The 16037-nt window shown below is 63.6% G+C and carries 14 protein-coding genes; 3 read left to right on the forward strand and 11 right to left on the reverse strand.

All coding sequences use genetic code 11. The features are described from left to right. Window positions 1–17: 17 nt before the first annotated feature. The 8 genes from pcaC to HAV21_RS12310 all read right to left on the reverse strand — a co-directional run bounded on the left by pcaC (window position 18) and on the right by HAV21_RS12310 (window position 7955). Window positions 18–464, reverse strand: coding sequence for a 4-carboxymuconolactone decarboxylase (gene pcaC, locus HAV21_RS12275; protein ID WP_142937430.1), 447 nt, complete (start codon window positions 462–464; stop codon window positions 18–20). Then, window positions 461–1264, reverse strand: coding sequence for an alpha/beta hydrolase (locus tag HAV21_RS12280; RefSeq protein WP_166841907.1), 804 nt, complete (start codon window positions 1262–1264; stop codon window positions 461–463). The genes pcaC and HAV21_RS12280 overlap by 4 nt, the downstream gene beginning before the upstream one ends. Next, a complete protein-coding gene (locus tag HAV21_RS12285; protein ID WP_166841908.1) occupies window positions 1257–2675 on the reverse strand; it encodes a lyase family protein in 1419 nt (472 codons plus the stop codon). The genes HAV21_RS12280 and HAV21_RS12285 overlap by 8 nt, the downstream gene beginning before the upstream one ends. Next, window positions 2672–3271 (reverse strand): protocatechuate 3,4-dioxygenase subunit alpha, encoded by a 600-nt coding sequence (pcaG, locus tag HAV21_RS12290; RefSeq protein ID WP_166841909.1) that lies wholly within the window; start codon window positions 3269–3271, stop codon window positions 2672–2674. The genes HAV21_RS12285 and pcaG overlap by 4 nt, the downstream gene beginning before the upstream one ends. A 5-nt stretch (window positions 3272–3276) precedes the next feature. After that, on the reverse strand, window positions 3277–4146 hold the full coding sequence (gene pcaH, locus HAV21_RS12295; RefSeq protein ID WP_166841910.1) for a protocatechuate 3,4-dioxygenase subunit beta: 870 nt from the start codon (window positions 4144–4146) through the stop codon (window positions 3277–3279). A gap of 54 nt (window positions 4147–4200) precedes the next feature. After that, on the reverse strand, window positions 4201–6075 hold the full coding sequence (locus tag HAV21_RS12300) for a sugar phosphate isomerase/epimerase and 4-hydroxyphenylpyruvate domain-containing protein (RefSeq protein WP_166841911.1): 1875 nt from the start codon (window positions 6073–6075) through the stop codon (window positions 4201–4203). Beyond that, window positions 6075–6974: a shikimate dehydrogenase gene (locus tag HAV21_RS12305; protein WP_166841912.1), complete on the reverse strand. Its 900-nt coding sequence runs from the start codon at window positions 6972–6974 to the stop codon at window positions 6075–6077. Before HAV21_RS12305 ends, HAV21_RS12300 begins: the two co-directional genes overlap by 1 nt. 210 nt (window positions 6975–7184) lie before the next feature. Then, window positions 7185–7955: an IclR family transcriptional regulator gene (locus HAV21_RS12310; RefSeq protein WP_142937423.1), complete on the reverse strand. Its 771-nt coding sequence runs from the start codon at window positions 7953–7955 to the stop codon at window positions 7185–7187. A 206-nt stretch (window positions 7956–8161) separates the two neighbouring features. On the opposite strand from HAV21_RS12310, the gene HAV21_RS12315 reads away from it, so the two are divergent. Beyond that, window positions 8162–9499 (forward strand): MFS transporter, encoded by a 1338-nt coding sequence (locus HAV21_RS12315; RefSeq protein ID WP_166841913.1) that lies wholly within the window; start codon window positions 8162–8164, stop codon window positions 9497–9499. Window positions 9500–9674: 175 nt separating this feature from the next. On the opposite strand, the gene HAV21_RS12320 is transcribed toward HAV21_RS12315, so the two are convergent. Next, window positions 9675–12413, reverse strand: coding sequence for a VCBS repeat-containing protein (locus HAV21_RS12320; RefSeq protein WP_166841914.1), 2739 nt, complete (start codon window positions 12411–12413; stop codon window positions 9675–9677). A 227-nt stretch (window positions 12414–12640) separates the two neighbouring features. Here HAV21_RS12320 and HAV21_RS12325 point away from each other — a divergent pair, with 227 nt between their 5' ends. Further along, complete coding sequence (locus HAV21_RS12325; protein WP_024818712.1) at window positions 12641–12877, forward strand: hypothetical protein; 237 nt, start codon at window positions 12641–12643, stop codon at window positions 12875–12877. A 23-nt stretch (window positions 12878–12900) separates the two neighbouring features. Here the strand turns inward: HAV21_RS12325 and HAV21_RS12330 are convergent, their stop codons facing one another. Both HAV21_RS12330 and HAV21_RS12335 read right to left on the reverse strand, forming a co-directional pair. Continuing rightward, window positions 12901–13188: a MoaD/ThiS family protein gene (locus tag HAV21_RS12330; protein ID WP_166841915.1), complete on the reverse strand. Its 288-nt coding sequence runs from the start codon at window positions 13186–13188 to the stop codon at window positions 12901–12903. 7 nt (window positions 13189–13195) lie between these two features. Beyond that, on the reverse strand, window positions 13196–14428 hold the full coding sequence (locus tag HAV21_RS12335) for an exo-alpha-sialidase (RefSeq protein WP_223941249.1): 1233 nt from the start codon (window positions 14426–14428) through the stop codon (window positions 13196–13198). Between the two features lie 306 nt (window positions 14429–14734). On the opposite strand from HAV21_RS12335, the gene HAV21_RS12340 reads away from it, so the two are divergent. Beyond that, the gene (locus HAV21_RS12340) at window positions 14735–15937 is read left to right on the forward strand and encodes a GGDEF domain-containing protein (RefSeq protein ID WP_166841916.1); all 1203 of its coding nucleotides are present in this window, start codon (window positions 14735–14737) and stop codon (window positions 15935–15937) included. The last annotated feature ends 100 nt before the right edge of the window (window positions 15938–16037 follow it).

The following is a 16037-nucleotide window of genomic DNA, read 5'->3' on the forward strand; positions in this document are numbered from 1 at the left end:
TTCCTTCGGGGTGGGGACTAGTTGGGGGTGGAGGCCGCGTCGATCTCGGCGAAGACCTTCTGGGCCGTCTTGAACGCGGAATTGGCCGACGGCACACTGCAATAAATGGCGGTCTGCAGCAGGATTTCCTTGATTTCGTCCCTGCTCAGGCCATTGTTGAGGGCTGCCCGGATATGCATGGCCAGCTCATCCCAGTGACCGTGCGCTACCAGTGCCGTGAGGGTAACGGCGGACCGCATCTGCCGGCTCAGGCCCGGCCGGGTCCAGATGCCACCCCAGGCGATCCTGGTGATCATGTCCTGGTAGTCCTCCGTGAAGGAGTCCTTGCCTGCGTTGGCCCGGTCCACGTGCGCATCGCCCAGCACTTCGCGGCGAACCACCATGCCGGCGTCGTAAATGTCCTGTGCGGTGGCATCTGGCTGCACGGCGCCGTTGCGTTCAGCATCGCCGGAAACAGTACTCATCGTCCGTTCTCCTTCATGAAAGTGCGCATCAAGCCGGCCACAGCGGCCGGCGCTTCTGCGGGCGCCAGGTGTGCGACGCCGTCGAGCGTTTCCACCACGGCGAAACCGCCGCCAGCCCTGATCCCGTCCGCAACAGATTCGGCCATCGACGGCGGAGCCACGGAATCCTCGACGCCGGCAATCACCTGCGTGGGAACGGTGATGCTGCCCAGTTGCTCGCGGACATCGAATGCGGCGAGGGCTTCGCAGCAGAACGAGTATCCAAAGCGATCGGCGTCGCGGAGGGCGTGCAGGAGGCGGCTGCTGATGTCCGGCTGGCGGTCCATGAAGCCCGGCCCGAACCAGCGTTCAGCGGAGCCTTGGATCATCACCGGGGTGCCCAGCCTGCGGACGGTCTCCGCACGCTCCAGCCAGCTTTCGGGGGTACCGAGCTTGGCGCCGCTGCACTGGACGGACAGGCTGCGGAGGCGGTCGCCGTGCTTGATGCCGAACTGCAGGCCGGTGGCCCCGCCCAGCGAAACACCGGCGTAGTGGAACCTCACGCCGGGGGCAACCGAATCAACAAGATCGACGACGGCGTCAGCCAGTTCCGCAACATCGAAACCTTCCGTGGTGGTCGGCGAGATACCGTGGCCGGGGAGGTCCCAGCCGATGACGTCGTACTCGTCACCCAGGAGGGCAGCCGTTTCCGTCCAGAGGATCGTGGAGGTGCCCAGCGACGGACCCACTACCAGGAGAGGCTTGGCTCCCAATTCGCGCTGCGGGGACAGCAGCACGGCCTTGATGGTTGGCTTAGCCACGAGTGGCTCCTTTCGAGGTTCCTGCGTAATCCGGGTAGGCGGCAAGGATCCGGCGGTTGATCTCCGATGCTTCGCCGAGATAGCTGACGGGGTCCAGGAGAGCTTCGAGTTCGGCGTCCGAGAGCTTGTCCGCAGGCACGGTTTCGCGCAGCAGCTTGGTGTACATCCGGGACTGCTCGGCGGCGGGCGCCTTCAGGGTCTCGTCGACGACGGCCTGCAGCTTCTGTTTTCCGTCCTCGCCCAGGAGAGGCGCGACGGCGGCCGACACACCTTCGCTGAGCAGCAGTGGTCCCGAGAGCTCGAGGTTCCGGCGCATGGCGTCCGGGAAGACCCGGAGGCCTTCGGTGAGTTCGCGAAGGTGTCCGGCTGCGCCCAAGGCCAACGCGAGCAGCTGGCGCAGAGCCGGCCATTCACTGTGCCAGGCGCCATCGGGCCGCTCGTCGTTGAAGGTAGCCGCCGCGAGGTGCAGTTGCGCGGCAAGACCAGGAGCCTGCAACGCTGCGCTGCGGATCAGGACTGACAGCACGGGGTTCTGCTTCTGCGGCATGGCCGAGGAAACACCCCGCCCGGCAGCCAGGGGTTCGCCAAGTTCGGCGACTTCCGGCCGGCTCAGGAAGAGCAGGTCGGCAGCGATCTTGCCGAAGGAATCGATGACGGCAGCGAGGCCGTCGCCCAGGGCTGTGATGGCCAGCCGGTTGGTGTGCCAAGGGGCCGGAACAGGTGCGAGGCCCAGTTCGGCAGCCAAGGAATCCGCAAGGGTGAACGGCGTAGAGGCCGAGCCAGCGGTGAGCTTCGTGCCGGAGGCCAACGTCCCACCGGCCCCGCCGAACTGAACCGGCAATTCCAGGGATTCAAAGCGGGCAGCGGCAGCCGCTACGCCCTGGAACCACTGCGCAGCCTTGAGCCCGAACGTATACGGAAGCGCGTGTTGCGTCAGGCTCCTGCCCACGCACAGCGTGTCCGCATGCTGTTCCGCCAAGGCGGCGAGCGCCGTCGTCGTGCCCTTGACGTCAGCCAGCAACGCTGAAATGGTGCGGCTGGCCAGCAGCATGAGGGTTGAGTCCAGGACGTCCTGGCTGGTCAGCGAGGTGTGGACGGCCTTGCCTGCGCCGATCCCGCCCGAGTCCAACTCCCGGACGCGGGCGCGCAAGTCTCCGAGCAAGGGAATCACTGGGTTTCCGCCACCCTGCGCGCGTTCGGCTACCGAGGCGGCGTCATAATGCTCGATCGAGGCGGCTTCGGCCACCACAGCGGCTGACCCTGCCGGAGCAAGCCCGGCGTCCTCGAGCACAGCTGCCCACGCAGCTTCGACGTCGAGAATTGCGGTGATCACGGCACGGTCGCCCGTCAGCGCCGTCACAGCGGGCGACGCCGAAACGGGGCTCAGGAGGCCGAAGTCGCCGTCGGTCATCGGGTTGCCTGATCCTCGGAAGCCAGATCCAGCGATCCATCCTGCTGGAAGTCCAGGAACACGGTCTCGTCGCCGCCCTGCAGGCGGATGTCCCAAGTGAGGCCACCGTCGGCGTCGCGGTGGGCGATCAGCGTCTTGCGGCGCTCCGGGTCCAGGGAGCTCAGCAGGGGATCGTTGGCCAGGGCTTCCTCGTTTTCCGGCAGGTACACGCGGGTGAAGAGGCGGTTCATAAGGCCGCGGGCAAAGACGGCCACGGAGATGAAGGCTGCAGCGCCGGGAGCCGTGGGGCCGGGGTTGACCGTGGTGAACGTGTACACGCCCGAGTTGCCCACGGAGCCGCGGCCCCAGCCGGTGAACGTGTAGCCATCGCGGACCAGGGAGCCGGTGCGCTGGACGATCTTGCCCTCGGAGTCCGGCTGCCAGATTTCCAGGATGGCGTCCGGAATGGCATTGCCCGCCCCGTCGTAGACCGTGCCTTGGAGGCGGATGCTGCCGGGGCTGCCCGGCGCCAGAAGTTCGTTGTCTTTGTTGAAGGGGAGGGCGTAGCCGTAGAAAGGGCCTACGGTCTGACCCGGTGTGGGTGCCAGCTTGCTCATGCGCTTTACTCCTCGTCCCCGGCGTCGCCGTATGCTTCGTTTTCGGTCCAGGTCCGCTTGGAACCGGTCAGGATGATGTCCCATTTGTAGCCGAGGGCCCATTCCGGACTGGTCAGCTCGTGGTCGTACTGTGCCACTAGGCGGTCGCGGGCGTCCTGGTCCACGATCGACTGGTAGATGGGGTCCAGCGGGAAGAGCTGGTCGCCCGGGAAGTACATCTGGGTGACGATCCGCTGGGTGAACTCCGAGCCGAACATGGAGAAGTGGATGTGGGCCGGACGCCAGGCGTTCAGGTGGTTCTTCCACGGGTACGCGCCGGGTTTGATGGTGGTGAAGCTGTACGAGCCGTCGTCGCCGGTGATGCAACGCCCGACGCCGGTGAAGTTCGGGTCCAGCGGTGCGGGGTGCTGGTCGCGCTTGTGGATGTAGCGGCCGGAGGCGTTGGCCTGCCAGATCTCCACGAGCTGTCCCGCTACAGGACGCCCATCGCCATCGAGCACGCGGCCAGCGACGATGATGCGCTCACCCTGCGGTTCGCCGTTGTGCTGGATGGTCAGGTCCGATTCCAGCGCGTGCACATCCTGGTGACCGAAGGCGGGCGAATAGAGCTCGATTGTCTCCGGATCCGCGTGGTGCAGGCTCTTGGTGGGGTGGCGGAGGATACTGCTGCGGTAAGGGGCGTAGTCCAGGCGCGGCATGGTTTCCGGGCTTTTGCCATTCTTCAGGGCCTCGGCGTAGCGGTCCCCGATGCCCTTGATCTCAGCACTGAGATCGGCCTGGGTTTCCACTTTCTTGGAATCGTGGGCAGCGTGTGGCTCAGCGGCGGGCACGAGCTCCTCGGATTCGAGCGCTGGTGCTGTCTGTTCTTGCGGCACGGCCGGCTCCTTTCGGTTGATGGATTCTGGTTCTGTTGCTCAGGGGCTGTGGGTTTACACCCGGTGGAGCGAGTCGTATTGGACGGCGTGGCGCACCGGGGCGTTGGGCGCCCCGTAGCCGTCGTAGTTGCCGCGGCGCTCCACCATTTCGAAGAACACACTGCCCACGGTGGCCGTGTAGAAGTGGAGGAACTCGCCGTTGGCGTCCCGGTCATAGAGGAGGTTGAGCTCCTTGAGGGTGGCCAGGAATCCGGGTTCAAGATCGAACCGGGCGTCCAGGTCCTCGTAATAGTTGGCCGGAATCTGGAGGAACTCGAGGCCACGATCGCGGGCGGACCGGGCCGTAGCCACGAGGTCTTCCACGGCGAACGCGATGTGTTCCTGGTACGTTTTGCGGGCTTTTTCTTGTGCCTGCTGGGCCGGAGCCAGGTTGAGCACCAGCCTGACGGCGCCGTTGCTGGTCTGCATCACCTGCGAGCGCACCAGTCCGCTGGGGCTGGGGACCTCCGCGAAGGGTTGCGGTTCCAAGGCGAGGGCGCTGGTGTAGAAGAGGACGGCTTCGTCGAAGTGCTGCCACGGCTGGGCGAGGTTGACGTGGTCAATGACGGCGTTCTGTGCGCTGGAGGCGTGTTCCAGACCCTCGCCGAACTCGTGCGTCCACGCCGCCGTCCCGTCCGGGCTGCCCTGGCACAGGAAGATCTCGGTGGAGTCAGGGGCAGAAATGCCTTGGAAGACTTCCTCGTCGGCCTGGACCTTGCGGGCCACCACGGGCGCCTTGAGCTGCTGGGCGCGAGCGGAGGCAATCACTGGAGAGTCGACGTCGAACCCCAACGCGGCGATAGCCGGTTCGGTGTGCGAGGCCGCTTGCTCGTTGATGATGACGCGCGCCTGGCCCATGGTCCAGAGCTGGACATCCTTGGTGCGGTGGCGGCCTTCGAACCCGAAGCCGAGCTGGCCCAGGAGCTTCTCAAGCTGAGCGGTGTCGTCAGCCTTGACCTCGGCAAAGTTGAAGCCGGCGGGTTCGTTCACCTTGGGCAGCGTGGCCAGTTCCATGGGATAACGACGGCGGCCCGCACTGCCGTTGCCGGCTGCGGATTCGGTGGAGGTGCTTGCGAGCCACTTGGCGCTCTGTTCCTCCAGCCAGATGAGGGAGCGCATGGCATCCACGGCGGTGCGCTCGGTGTCCGACTGGCGGAAGACATCATTGAAAACTTCCAGCGAGACCGGGCCCGTGTATCCGGCACGGACCACGTGTCCCATGAACTTGGCGAGCTCGAACTGGCCCTCACCCGGGAAGACCCTGTAGTGACGGCTCCAGGACAGCACGTCCATGGAGAGCTTGGGGGCGTCGGCAACCTGGACGAAGAAGATTTTCTCCGCGTTGATCTGCTCGATCGGCGCGGTGTCCCAGTCACGGGAAAGAATGTGGAAGGAGTCAAGGCAGGTGCCGAGGTTGGGGTGGTCCACCATCTCAACCAGGCGGTAGGCGTGCTCGTAGTCGTTGACGTATTTGCCCCACGCCAGGGCTTCGTAGGCAACCTTGACGCCGTGCGCCCCGGCCAGTTCGGCGAGCTCGGCCAGCTGGGAGGCGCGGAGATCGTCGTCGTCGATGGTTGCCGTGGCCACGTTGGAGCAGACCAGGATGGTGTCCATGCCCAAGCGAGCCATGAGCTTGAACTTGGCCTCAGCGCGCTTAAGGTTGGCCTTCAGCAGGTCCGGGGTGACGCCGTCGAAATCCCGGAACGGCTGGTAGAGATCCAGGCCCAAGCCGAGGTCGGCGGCCATTGTCCGGACTTCTTCCGGGCTGTGGGGGGACGTGACGAGGTCCTGCTCAAAGATTTCGATGCCATCGAAGCCCGCAATAGCGCAGGCCTGCATCTTCTCTTTCAGCGTGCCGGACAGGCAGACCGTGGCGATTCCGGTGCGCATCAGTGGCCCGCCTTCGCCAAGAGATCCTCTTCTTCGGCGGCGATCAGCTCCAGGAAGTGCGCCCGCATGCGATCGCGGTCCGCCTCGCGTCCAGTGATGAGCTGGAAGGCGTCGGCTGCCTGACCGACCGCCATCCGACCGCCGTCGAGGACGTCGCATCCCTTGGCCCGCGCCTCGCGGACCAGCTGCGTTTCGATGGGGCGGTACACGATGTCCGCCACCCAATGCCGCGGCTCCACCAGGCCCATGTCCAAGGGGAGCCCGGGGTGGGCCGCCATGCCGATGGGAGTGCAGTGCACCAAGCCGTCAGCGAGGGGCATGATCTCGGGCAGCTCGTTGATGCTCCGCGGTGTCACTGTGGCTTCGGGGAACAGCCCGCCGAGCTCGGCAACGCGTTCCTCGGCACGGGCGGGATCCATGTCCACCAGGTCCAGGGTGCCGACGCCGGCTTTGAGGAGTGCGTAGGCGACGGCGGAACCGGCACCGCCTGCACCCAACTGAACCACGCGATCCAGTCGCGCCTCGGGGAGGCCGTCGGCGAGCGCCGAGCCGAAGCCGGAGAAGTCCGTGTTGTGGCCGATGAACCGACCGTCCTGGATCAGGACTGTATTAACGGCGCCCAGGCGCGCGGCGTCGTCGGAAATTTCATCAAGGTGCCCCAGCACCAACTGCTTGCACGGGTGCGTGATGTTCAGCCCGTTGAAGCCCATGCGCTGCGCTGCCGTCAGGAGATCCCCGACGGCGGTGGCCGGCAACTGCAGTTCCAGCAAGTCGATGGGGCGGTACAGCAAGCGAAGGCCCTGCACATCGGCTTCGCGTTCGTGCATGGGCGGCGTGAGTGAGGGCATGACGCCTTCGCCTACGAGGCCCACCAGAACGGACTCGGCTCGGTTGCTCATCCTAAAGCTCCTTTGACTTCAGCACCGCCGAGCTTTTGGCGCTTTCTGGGGCGCTTCCAGCCGGGGTGTTATTTAGATTACTACAATTGTTCATATTCCGCACGCTTGTTCTTATCGCGAACATTTCCACAGTGCGCACCCAACCAAGTAGCAGTTAAGCGCGCTTAGAGCCGTCTAAACGCGCACTATTGCGACCTGGTTGGGTGAGGGTCACCGCTGGGGCAGGCGGGCCGCGAGTTCAGCCGCGGCCTCCTGCAGGGTAGGGACGTGGGCAATCAATTCCTCCATGCTCATGCGGAACACCGGGACGGCCGTGGCGAGGGAGGCGAACGCATGGCCCTGTGAGTTGAGAACCGGAACAGCGACGGCGCGCATGCCAATCTCGTTTTCTTCATCCATCACCGCGTAACCCTGGCGTCGCACCTGCTCGATCTCCTCGCGGAACTTGTCGCGGTCGGTAATGGTGTGCTCGGTGAGCGGATCCAGGGGGAGCTCCTCCAGCAGCCTCTTCCGCTCGATCTCATCCTCAAACGCCACGATCGCCTTACCCACGGAGGTAGTGTGCAAGGCGCCCAGGTGACCGGGGTCGCTGGTGACCCGAAAGGTCTTGGGTCCGTCCACCTTGTTTACAGTGAGGTGATGATTGCCGTCGCGCACGGACAAGATGGTGGCCTCATGCGTAATTTCAGTGACACGCTGAAGGACGGGCAGCGCCGTTGCCGCGAAGCCGTGGTGATTGGAAACGCGCTGGCCGAGCTGGAAGACGCGTAGTCCCAAGTGGTACCGACGCCCATCGGGCTCGTAGTCAACAAATCCATCGCGGGTCAGTGAACCCAGCAGTCTGTACGTGGTGCTGAACGGGAGATTCGCACTCCTTGCCAGATCCGCCGCACTCGCCCCGCGCGGTTCATTTCCCAATAGAACCAACAGGCTCAAGGCCTTGCCGACCATGTCGGTCTTTGTGTCCTCTTTCACACTCATGTTTTGATGCTCTCACATAGTGAGAGCTATTTCTAGATGGTGGTGACATCTCTTGACAAGTGACCCCACTCACAGCCACTATTGCTGTATTGCACAAGTAGCTCTCACCATGTGGTTACTAATGCAGGGATCGACCGGCCGCACCATGCTTGGGTCTCCCCACAGAAGCCAGATCCGCGACATCGTCGTCACAGAAGGAACACCCCATGAGCCAAACAATGCCGTCAGCGACGCCAGGCACTGAAACCACTTCCGGAACCCCCAAGAAAGCCGCGCTTGCCAGCTTCCTGGGCAGCGCCGTCGAGTATTACGACTTCTTCATCTTCGGCTCTGCCGCGGCCCTGATCTTCCCCCACGTCTTCTTTCCCTCCGCCGACGCGAACGCGGCCATCATGTCCTTCGCAACTTTCGGCTTCGCCTACGTTGCCCGCCCCGTGGGTGCGGTGATCCTGGGCCACTTCGGTGACCGCATTGGCAGGCAGAAGGTCCTGATGTTCACGCTGGTCCTCATGGGGGCAGCCACATTTGTTATCGGCTGCCTCCCCGACTTCAAGACCATTGGCTGGTGGGCTCCGGCCCTGCTGGTCCTCGCCCGGCTCTGCCAGGGCCTCTCCGCTGCAGGCGAGCAGGCCGGCGCTTCCTCCATGACCCTTGAGCACGCCCCGGACAACCGCCGCTCCTTCTTCACCTCCTGGACCCTCACCGGTACACAGGGTGGCCAGATCCTTGCAGCCCTCGTCTTCATCCCCGTGGTGGCCCTGCCGGATGACATCAAGTACGGCATCGGTTGGCGCATCCCGTTCTGGCTCAGCGCGGTGGTAGTACTGGTGGCCTTCTTCATCCGCCGCACCCTGCACGAACCGCCCGCCTTCGCCGAAGCCAAGAAGAACAACCAGATCTCCAAGCTCCCCGTTGCCGACCTCCTCAGGCTGCACTGGCGCGATGTTCTGCGAGTCGTCTGCTGCGCCTTCATCGCCGCCGTCAGCACTGTCTTTGGCACGCTCGCCATCAAATACGCCCAGGACGTTGCCGGCGTCAACAGCACCATCACGCTCTGGCTGGTGGTCGCCGCGAACGTTGTTGCGCTGGGAACCCAGCCACTGTTCGGCATGCTCTCGGACAAGATCGGCCGCAAACCCGTATTTATCTACGGAGCTTTGTCCAGCGCCATCATGACGCCGGTGTTCCTGCTGACCCTGGAGGGCGGCAACGTGCCGCTGATGTTCCTGGTCTCGGTTGTCTACTTCTCCTTCGGATACGCCGCAGCCAACGCCGTTTGGCCATCCTTCTACGGTGAAATGTTCAGCACCAAGGTCCGCTTCTCCGGCTTGGCCATCGGTACGCAGCTCGGCTTCCTGATGGCAGGCTTCGCTCCCGCAATCGTCACCGCCCTGGGTGGCACCAAACCCGGCGGTTGGGTCCAGATCTCCATCTTTACCGCGGTCATCTGCGTCATCGCAGCTGTCTCGGCCATGACAGCCCGCGAATCAGCCAAGACGCCCACTGCGGAACTCGGCGTCCACAAGCGACACCAGCACGTCTAACCCCGACGCTCCTGCCCGGTTACTCGGCCTGGAGCAACGGAAATGCCCGGCACGTCCTGTGACGTGCCGGGCATTTTGCTGCTCGCGGGCCGGGTCTGGCACTGGGCGGGAGCGCAACTGGGCAGGAGCGCACAACGGGAGGAGCGCAACTGGGCAGGAGCGAGGCGCTAATCCCCTACCGCGGGTCCACCACCACCTTCTGGAAGGCCCCGGTGCCGGTGCCGACGTAAAGGAACAAGGTTCCATCACCGGCGATGCCAACAACGGAAGGATTCCCCAATCCCGTAAAGCCATTCCCCAAAGCGGCGAAGGTAGAGAACATGTTCCAGCCTGCCCCCAGGGAAGCCCGTGTCAGGAAGCCCCCGTTGCCGTTGCCCGGGTAGAGCCACAGCGAGCCATCGCTTCCGCGGGCCATGATGTCTTCCCGGCCATCGCCGTTGAAGTCACCGCCCTGCATGACTGAATCGAAAATGTTCCAGCCGGTTCCGATCTGCCGCCATGACTGGAAACCACCGGCTCCGTTGCCCGGGTAGAGCCAAAGATTTCCGTCGGCGGCCCGCGCCACGAGATCGGCTTTGCCGTCGCCCGAAAAGTCGCCCGGTGCCAGCATCTGCGTGAAGCCTTGCCACCCTGTGCCAATCTGTTTGCGGGCCAGGAACTGGCCGCGCCCATCCGTTGGATACAGCCACAACACACCGTCAGAGGTCCGAGCCACAAGGTCCGGGTGGCCATCGCCGTCGAAATCTCCCGCACTGAGAACGGAGGTGAACGCGGCCCACCCAGAACCCACTTGGACCCTTGGCAGGAATCCGCCGGAACCGTTGCCGGGGTAGAGCCACAACACACCATTGGTGCCGCGGGCAAGGATGTCCGCGACACCATCGCCGTCGAAATCTCCTGCCTCCCACACCTGGCTGAACTGGTTCCACCCGGCCCCAATGGCCAGCCGATCGGCAAATCCCGAACCGCTGCCCGGGTAGAGGCGCATGGTTCCTGACGAGGTCGCGGTCAGCACGTCCGACTTCGCATCACCCGTGAAGTCCTGCCCACTCACGATGTCGCCCACCGAATTCCAACCACCCCCGAGGTTGATGCGGGGCACGAAGCCACCCCAGCCGTTTCCGGGGTACAGGTAGAGAGTGCCGTCGCTTGTCCGCGCCAGCAGTCCGGCACCGGCACCGCTAAAGGAGCCGTCGGAAGTGATGCTGGTGAAGCCGTTCCAGCCGGAGCCGATCTGCGACCATGCCCGGAATCCACCTTGGCCGTCGCTTGGGTAGAGCCACAGACTGCCATCGGGCTTGGTGGCCATGAGATCGGGGCGGGCATCGCCGTCGAAATCCCCCACGCCAATGAGGTTTGAGAAGCCCTGCCAACCTGATCCGATCTGCCGCTTGGCCAGGAAACCGCCGCGACCATCGCCCGGATACAGCCACAAGGCACCGTCGCTGGTGCGTGCCAAAATGTCCCCGCGGCCGTCGCCGTCAAAGTCCGAGATACCGGTGATGGCATCAAAGATGTTCCATCCCGAGCCAATCTCACGGGGATTGTTGAGCCTGTTACCGGGCAGTCCTGTGTGCAGCATCAGGGAGCCGTCCGCCTCACGGGAGAGGACGTCGGCGAGCTTATCGCCGTCGAAGTCGCCGGCCGAGAACCGAATCTTCGCCGTGAGCTTGGGGTCGGCAAAAATAGTGACCGACGCCGTTGTGGTGGACACCGAATTGATGGTCACCTGAGTGCCGGTATAGGTGGTGAAAGTGCTGCCGGCCTGCCATGCGTGGTTGGTGGCGTACCAAGGTTCCGGGAATGGCTTGGTGGACGGCATGAGGATCAGGGACGAAGCGACCGTGGCTCCGCCGCGTTGGACGATCTTGACGCCCCTGTTTCCTGCTGGCTTGCCGGAGTCGTCCAGGTAGCTGTCATATCCGGCGGCCTGCCGCAGCTCAAGGTAGTAGACCTCTTTGCTGATGGGATCCGTGAACTTGATGGCACGCTGGGCATCCGTTCCACCCCATGGTTTGAGCGTGTAGGTCTTAGCGCCGGTGGCAATCCCCACGTCCCGGATTTCGTCGCCACGACCCAGCCCCGCGTAGTCCCAGAGCGAGCTGCTCACCACGGGCGATTCGAATTGGGCGGCACCCATGATGTCCGTCGTGTCACCGTACTCCCGGATGTAGCACGAAGGATCCGTGAACCGACCGTAACCGTCAACGCCGACGTCGGACGCACCACTGCCGCACTGCAACGCGTCCGCATGCATCAGGCCGATGACATGCCCGAACTCATGGCTCATCACGTTGTTCGTGAACCCGCTGATTTGCGGCAGGAGGACCCGGCCGCTGTAGCTTCCGCTGCTGTATCCGGCGCCCAGGGCGTTTCCGGACAAAGTGGACGTGGGAATGAAAATCACCAGTGCCGTGTACGGGCTGGCCGACCAACCCAGCTCGCTGGTGATGGTGGACATGATGGTGCTGTAGCTATCGGTGGACTTCGCCTTGGACTGGTGACCGGCAACCTTGGTATTCACCGTCATGGACAGTTTGTTGGCCGTCATGGCTTTCCAGTAATTGCTGGACGCAGTGACAGCTTGCTCGGCACTGGTCATGGAGACCGTGTTGCCGTTGTCCGCCAATTTGGCCGTGACCAGCCGTACCCGGATGTCGCCGCTGGGCCCGGCAGCCGCCGCGCCGGAGTCTGGACCTGCGCCCGAGTCAGGGCCGGTATTGAACGGCGTGGCACGCTCGGGGGGATTCTCGAACTCATGCTCCGAGTGCGGCGTACCCTCCACGAACTGGACGTTCGGATTGTCCGGCCCGGGCAACGGCACCGCCGGCGCGGGGGTCTGTACGAAAAACAGGCCGGTAGCAAACACCACCAAGCCTGTAGATAACGCGATTGATCGCCGTAGCGCACCCATTCGATCTCCCTGAGCCGGAGCCTGTGGTTCCTGTGAGTCTCAGCAACCGAGATCAGGCTACAACCGGGTAGTCACCGAGCCCGGCAGGCGGGGCTGTTCACCTGGAAACCCAACCATCCCGGAATGCTAACGGGACCCTAACCGGGCCGAAATACCGTGGCAACATTGCCGCGCCACACTGGAAGAGCCGGCAAGTGCAGGCACAAGCTCCAGCCCAGGAGGCCACCATGTTGAAGGAAGTCACAACACACACAACACGTATACGCGCGATCAGCCAGCTCCATCGGGGAGACGAGATCGAAGCCCGCCTGTCCGTGGGACCCGCCTATGATGACGTGGTTATCCGCCGCGGACGCGTCCAGGAAACTGCGCCGGGCATCGGCGTGGTGTGGATCATGGACCACGCCTCAGGAATGCGGAAAGCCATCAACACCGACGAATGCAGTGTTTGGCGTGTCGCCTGATCCGGCTCGACCCCAAACCCCTCTCAGCCGCCAGCCACGGATTGGATGATCAAAACCTCCTGGCCGGCCGCAACTTCAGTATCAAGACCTTTCACACGCCGGATCTCGTCACCGTTAACGTAAATATTCACGAAACGGCGGAGAGCCCCGGTTTCATCACGCAAACGCCTGGCCAGCACCGGATAATCTCCGGTCACCGAGTCCAGCAACTGTCCAACGGTCACAGCCCCGTCGGCGGACGCAGTCAGATAGGACTGTCCGCCGACGAGTGGCTGCAGGACACCAGGCAACACGACCGTATAGTCAGCCATGATGGGCCTAACCAGGCACCGGGGCTTGGTTTTCGGTACCAGGATCCCGCGTCTGCGCTGCTGCCTCCACGAATTGTTCAGTTTCCGCCACCAACGTGGCTTCCGCGGCTGCCAGCGGGATTTCTGCCCCTGCCGGGTTTCCCACCACGACGGCGGCTCGCACGCACAGCACGTCCGGCAAGTGCGATGCCACTTCGGTAAACGTCTCACCCTCGTCCGCGCTGGCATACACGGCGCCTCCGCGGGTTCCGAAGTACACGCCGGTGGGTTCGGCGGTGTCCACGGACGCTGCGTCCCTCAACACGGCGTTGTATTCGTGGTCCGGGAGACCGGTATGCAGCTCTTTCCACGTCCGGCCGGCGTCGTCTGTGCGATGGACGCTGAGCTTGCTGTCCGGCGGGATGCGTTCGCCATCAGCTTTCAACGGGACCACCCACGCCGTGCCCTCGCGCCGAGGATGAGTCAGCATCACGAACCCGAAGTCCGCCGGAAGTCCGTCCGCGATTGAGTCCCAGTTCTCGCCTCCATCGTCCGTGCGGTACACGCCGTGATGGTTCTGCGCGTACAAACGGTCCTCGACGGCGGCATCCGCCGCGATCTTGTGAACGCACTGGCCGAACTCCGGGTTGGGATCGGGCATGAAGTAGGCCGAGATTCCCTTGTTGCGCGGCTCCCAGGAGGCGCCGCCGTCGAGCGATCTGTAAACGCCGCCCGTACTCATGGCGATGTGAACCTTCTCCCCGGAAGGATCAACCACTATGGAGTGCGCCGCCGCCCCGCCGTAGCCGGCACCCCACTCACTACGGTGGGGGTGGTCCCAGAGTCCGCGGTTCAGCTCGAAGTGCTCGCCGCCGTCGGTTGATTTCCAAACGGAAATCGGCTCGCACCCGGCCCAGACAACTCCCGGGCGTGATGCGGCGTCGGGGTATATCTGCCAGATGCGCTCCAACGCGGCGTCGGTGCCCTCCGGGAACTTGATGGCGCCGTGCTCGGGCTCGGTCCATGTAGCGCCGAGGTTGTCCGAGTGGGCAACGGTGGGACCCCAATGCTCGGACCGCACACCCACCATGATTCGTGTTTTGCCGTCCCGTGTATCTATCCCGATGCTGGGTATTTCACTCATCAGGAAGTGCGGGCCGGAGAGGGACCATACTTTGCGGTCCGGGCTGCTTGCGAGCCACAGGCCTTTCTTGGTTCCGATCGCGATGACGTAACTCTCTGCGGTAGCCATGAACCCCATCGAACCATCAGGGCGTGCGGGTAGCAACGGTTTTTTGGGCGTATGTGGATAGTCCGAACTTCGGGCAAGAGGGACCCTTACGGTTACAGTGCACCCAAACCCCTGATCGTGACGCGAAAATCAGAAAACTTTTTCGCCGCTTGTGGTGACCGTTGGATGCTGCAGCGGGAAAACGTGCTTGACTGTGGTTTTGCGGCCAATCGGCCGCCACAACGTACTGGGGGATCAGATGTTTTGCGAGGTCAAAGAGCCATGAGGTCAACAAACAGGATGTTCGCGGTGGTTGGCCGGTAGCAGGACCGAGCCATGATTACAGCCTCTTTGCATGAAGGAGCGATAGTCCTGGACCCGTTCTCCGTAAGGATGGTCCTGGGGATAGTCACGTTGACCCTGATAGTGCTGTCCGCCGCCTCCTCACGGCGAATCCGGTCCACCTCCACCACGTGGTGGCGGGTTGCCCTCCTTCTCTTCTTCGCCGGAAATTTCGCTTTCCTGCTGAACGGAACCTCCTTTCTGGCCTGGGCCAATCCGCCGGGCAAAGCGCTGATCGTGGCCGGTGCGTTCAGCATTTGGGCCGGCGCTCGATCTCTTCGCGAGCGAAAAGTCAGCGCGTGGCAGATATCGCCGGCACCTCTGATCACCTTCCTTGCATCAGCGATGGACGGTGTCGAATCCAGCCTGTGGTCCGGAGGCTTGATGTATCTGGGAATGACGGCAGCAGGCCTTGGCATGGCCGCAGGAGAGTTGTGGTTGGCGAAGTCCGCCCAGTCCCGGATGACGAAGTTTCTGGCCCTCATTGCCGGACTTACGTCCCTGTACTACTTGGGCCGGGGCGTCACGTTTGTACTGGAAGGGCCGGACGGGAGTTCCTTCCGGACACTTTTCGGCTATGCACCGGCGGCGCTGATGCACCTGATTCTGCTGGTCTCGCTATCTTTCACCATCAACTCGCTCGGCAACAGCCACCTGATCAAGAGGCTCCGGGAACGTGCCGAACGGGACCATCTGACCGGGCTGCTTAACAGGGGCGCCTTCCTGGGCCTGGCCGAAAAGGAACTGGCAGGCCCGGCTGCCCACCAGAACGCTGCACTGATCCTGGCGGACCTGGACTATTTCAAGGCCGTCAATGATGAACACGGACATGCCGCAGGAGATGCTGCTTTGCGTGCCTTTGCCGAGGCCTGCACCGCGTCAGTAAGGTCAACGGATCTTGTGGGGCGATACGGCGGGGAGGAGTTCATTCTTCTCTTGCCGGGCGCGACGCAACAACGGGCAGAGGCCATCGCCTCGGAAATCAGCCAGCGCCTGTCCGCCATGGCAGATCCAGCTGGTTTGCCCTACCCCACGGTCAGCTATGGGGTGACATCCACAGGCGCCAAAGCCGCAGACCTGAATTTCATGATCAGTGTGGCAGACGCGGCGTTATACAGCGCCAAAGCCCAGGGCCGCGACCAGGTGGTGGGTGCGGAATCGGTGGAGCCGCTACCCACGATTCAGCAAAGGCCGTAGTACACGGACATACGAGGACATGGCGTCAGGCCTTACCCGGAACCTGTGTGACGTTATGCCTAGGCTGTGGGTGGTAGTTCCACCCGTGAATGACGGACAA

Origin of the sequence: Paenarthrobacter sp. MSM-2-10-13, from assembly GCF_011605365.1 — a bacterium.
Classification (GTDB): domain Bacteria; phylum Actinomycetota; class Actinomycetes; order Actinomycetales; family Micrococcaceae; genus Arthrobacter.

Excerpts from the sequence above, each read along its gene's own strand:
- pcaC (WP_142937430.1), bottom strand. The coding sequence starts at position 464 with ATGAGTACTGTTTCCGGCGATGCTGAACGCAACGGCGCCGTGCAGCCA.
- HAV21_RS12285 (WP_166841908.1), bottom strand. The coding sequence starts at position 2,675 with ATGACCGACGGCGACTTCGGCCTCCTGAGCCCCGTTTCGGCGTCGCCC.
- pcaG (WP_166841909.1), bottom strand. The coding sequence starts at position 3,271 with ATGAGCAAGCTGGCACCCACACCGGGTCAGACCGTAGGCCCTTTCTAC.
- HAV21_RS12300 (WP_166841911.1), bottom strand. The coding sequence starts at position 6,075 with ATGCGCACCGGAATCGCCACGGTCTGCCTGTCCGGCACGCTGAAAGAG.
- HAV21_RS12305 (WP_166841912.1), bottom strand. The coding sequence starts at position 6,974 with ATGAGCAACCGAGCCGAGTCCGTTCTGGTGGGCCTCGTAGGCGAAGGC.
- HAV21_RS12310 (WP_142937423.1), bottom strand. The coding sequence starts at position 7,955 with ATGAGTGTGAAAGAGGACACAAAGACCGACATGGTCGGCAAGGCCTTG.
- HAV21_RS12315 (WP_166841913.1), top strand. The coding sequence starts at position 8,162 with ATGAGCCAAACAATGCCGTCAGCGACGCCAGGCACTGAAACCACTTCC.
- HAV21_RS12320 (WP_166841914.1), bottom strand. The coding sequence starts at position 12,413 with ATGGGTGCGCTACGGCGATCAATCGCGTTATCTACAGGCTTGGTGGTG.
- HAV21_RS12325 (WP_024818712.1), top strand. The coding sequence starts at position 12,641 with ATGTTGAAGGAAGTCACAACACACACAACACGTATACGCGCGATCAGC.
- HAV21_RS12330 (WP_166841915.1), bottom strand. The coding sequence starts at position 13,188 with ATGGCTGACTATACGGTCGTGTTGCCTGGTGTCCTGCAGCCACTCGTC.
- HAV21_RS12335 (WP_223941249.1), bottom strand. The coding sequence starts at position 14,428 with ATGGGGTTCATGGCTACCGCAGAGAGTTACGTCATCGCGATCGGAACC.
- HAV21_RS12340 (WP_166841916.1), top strand. The coding sequence starts at position 14,735 with ATGATTACAGCCTCTTTGCATGAAGGAGCGATAGTCCTGGACCCGTTC.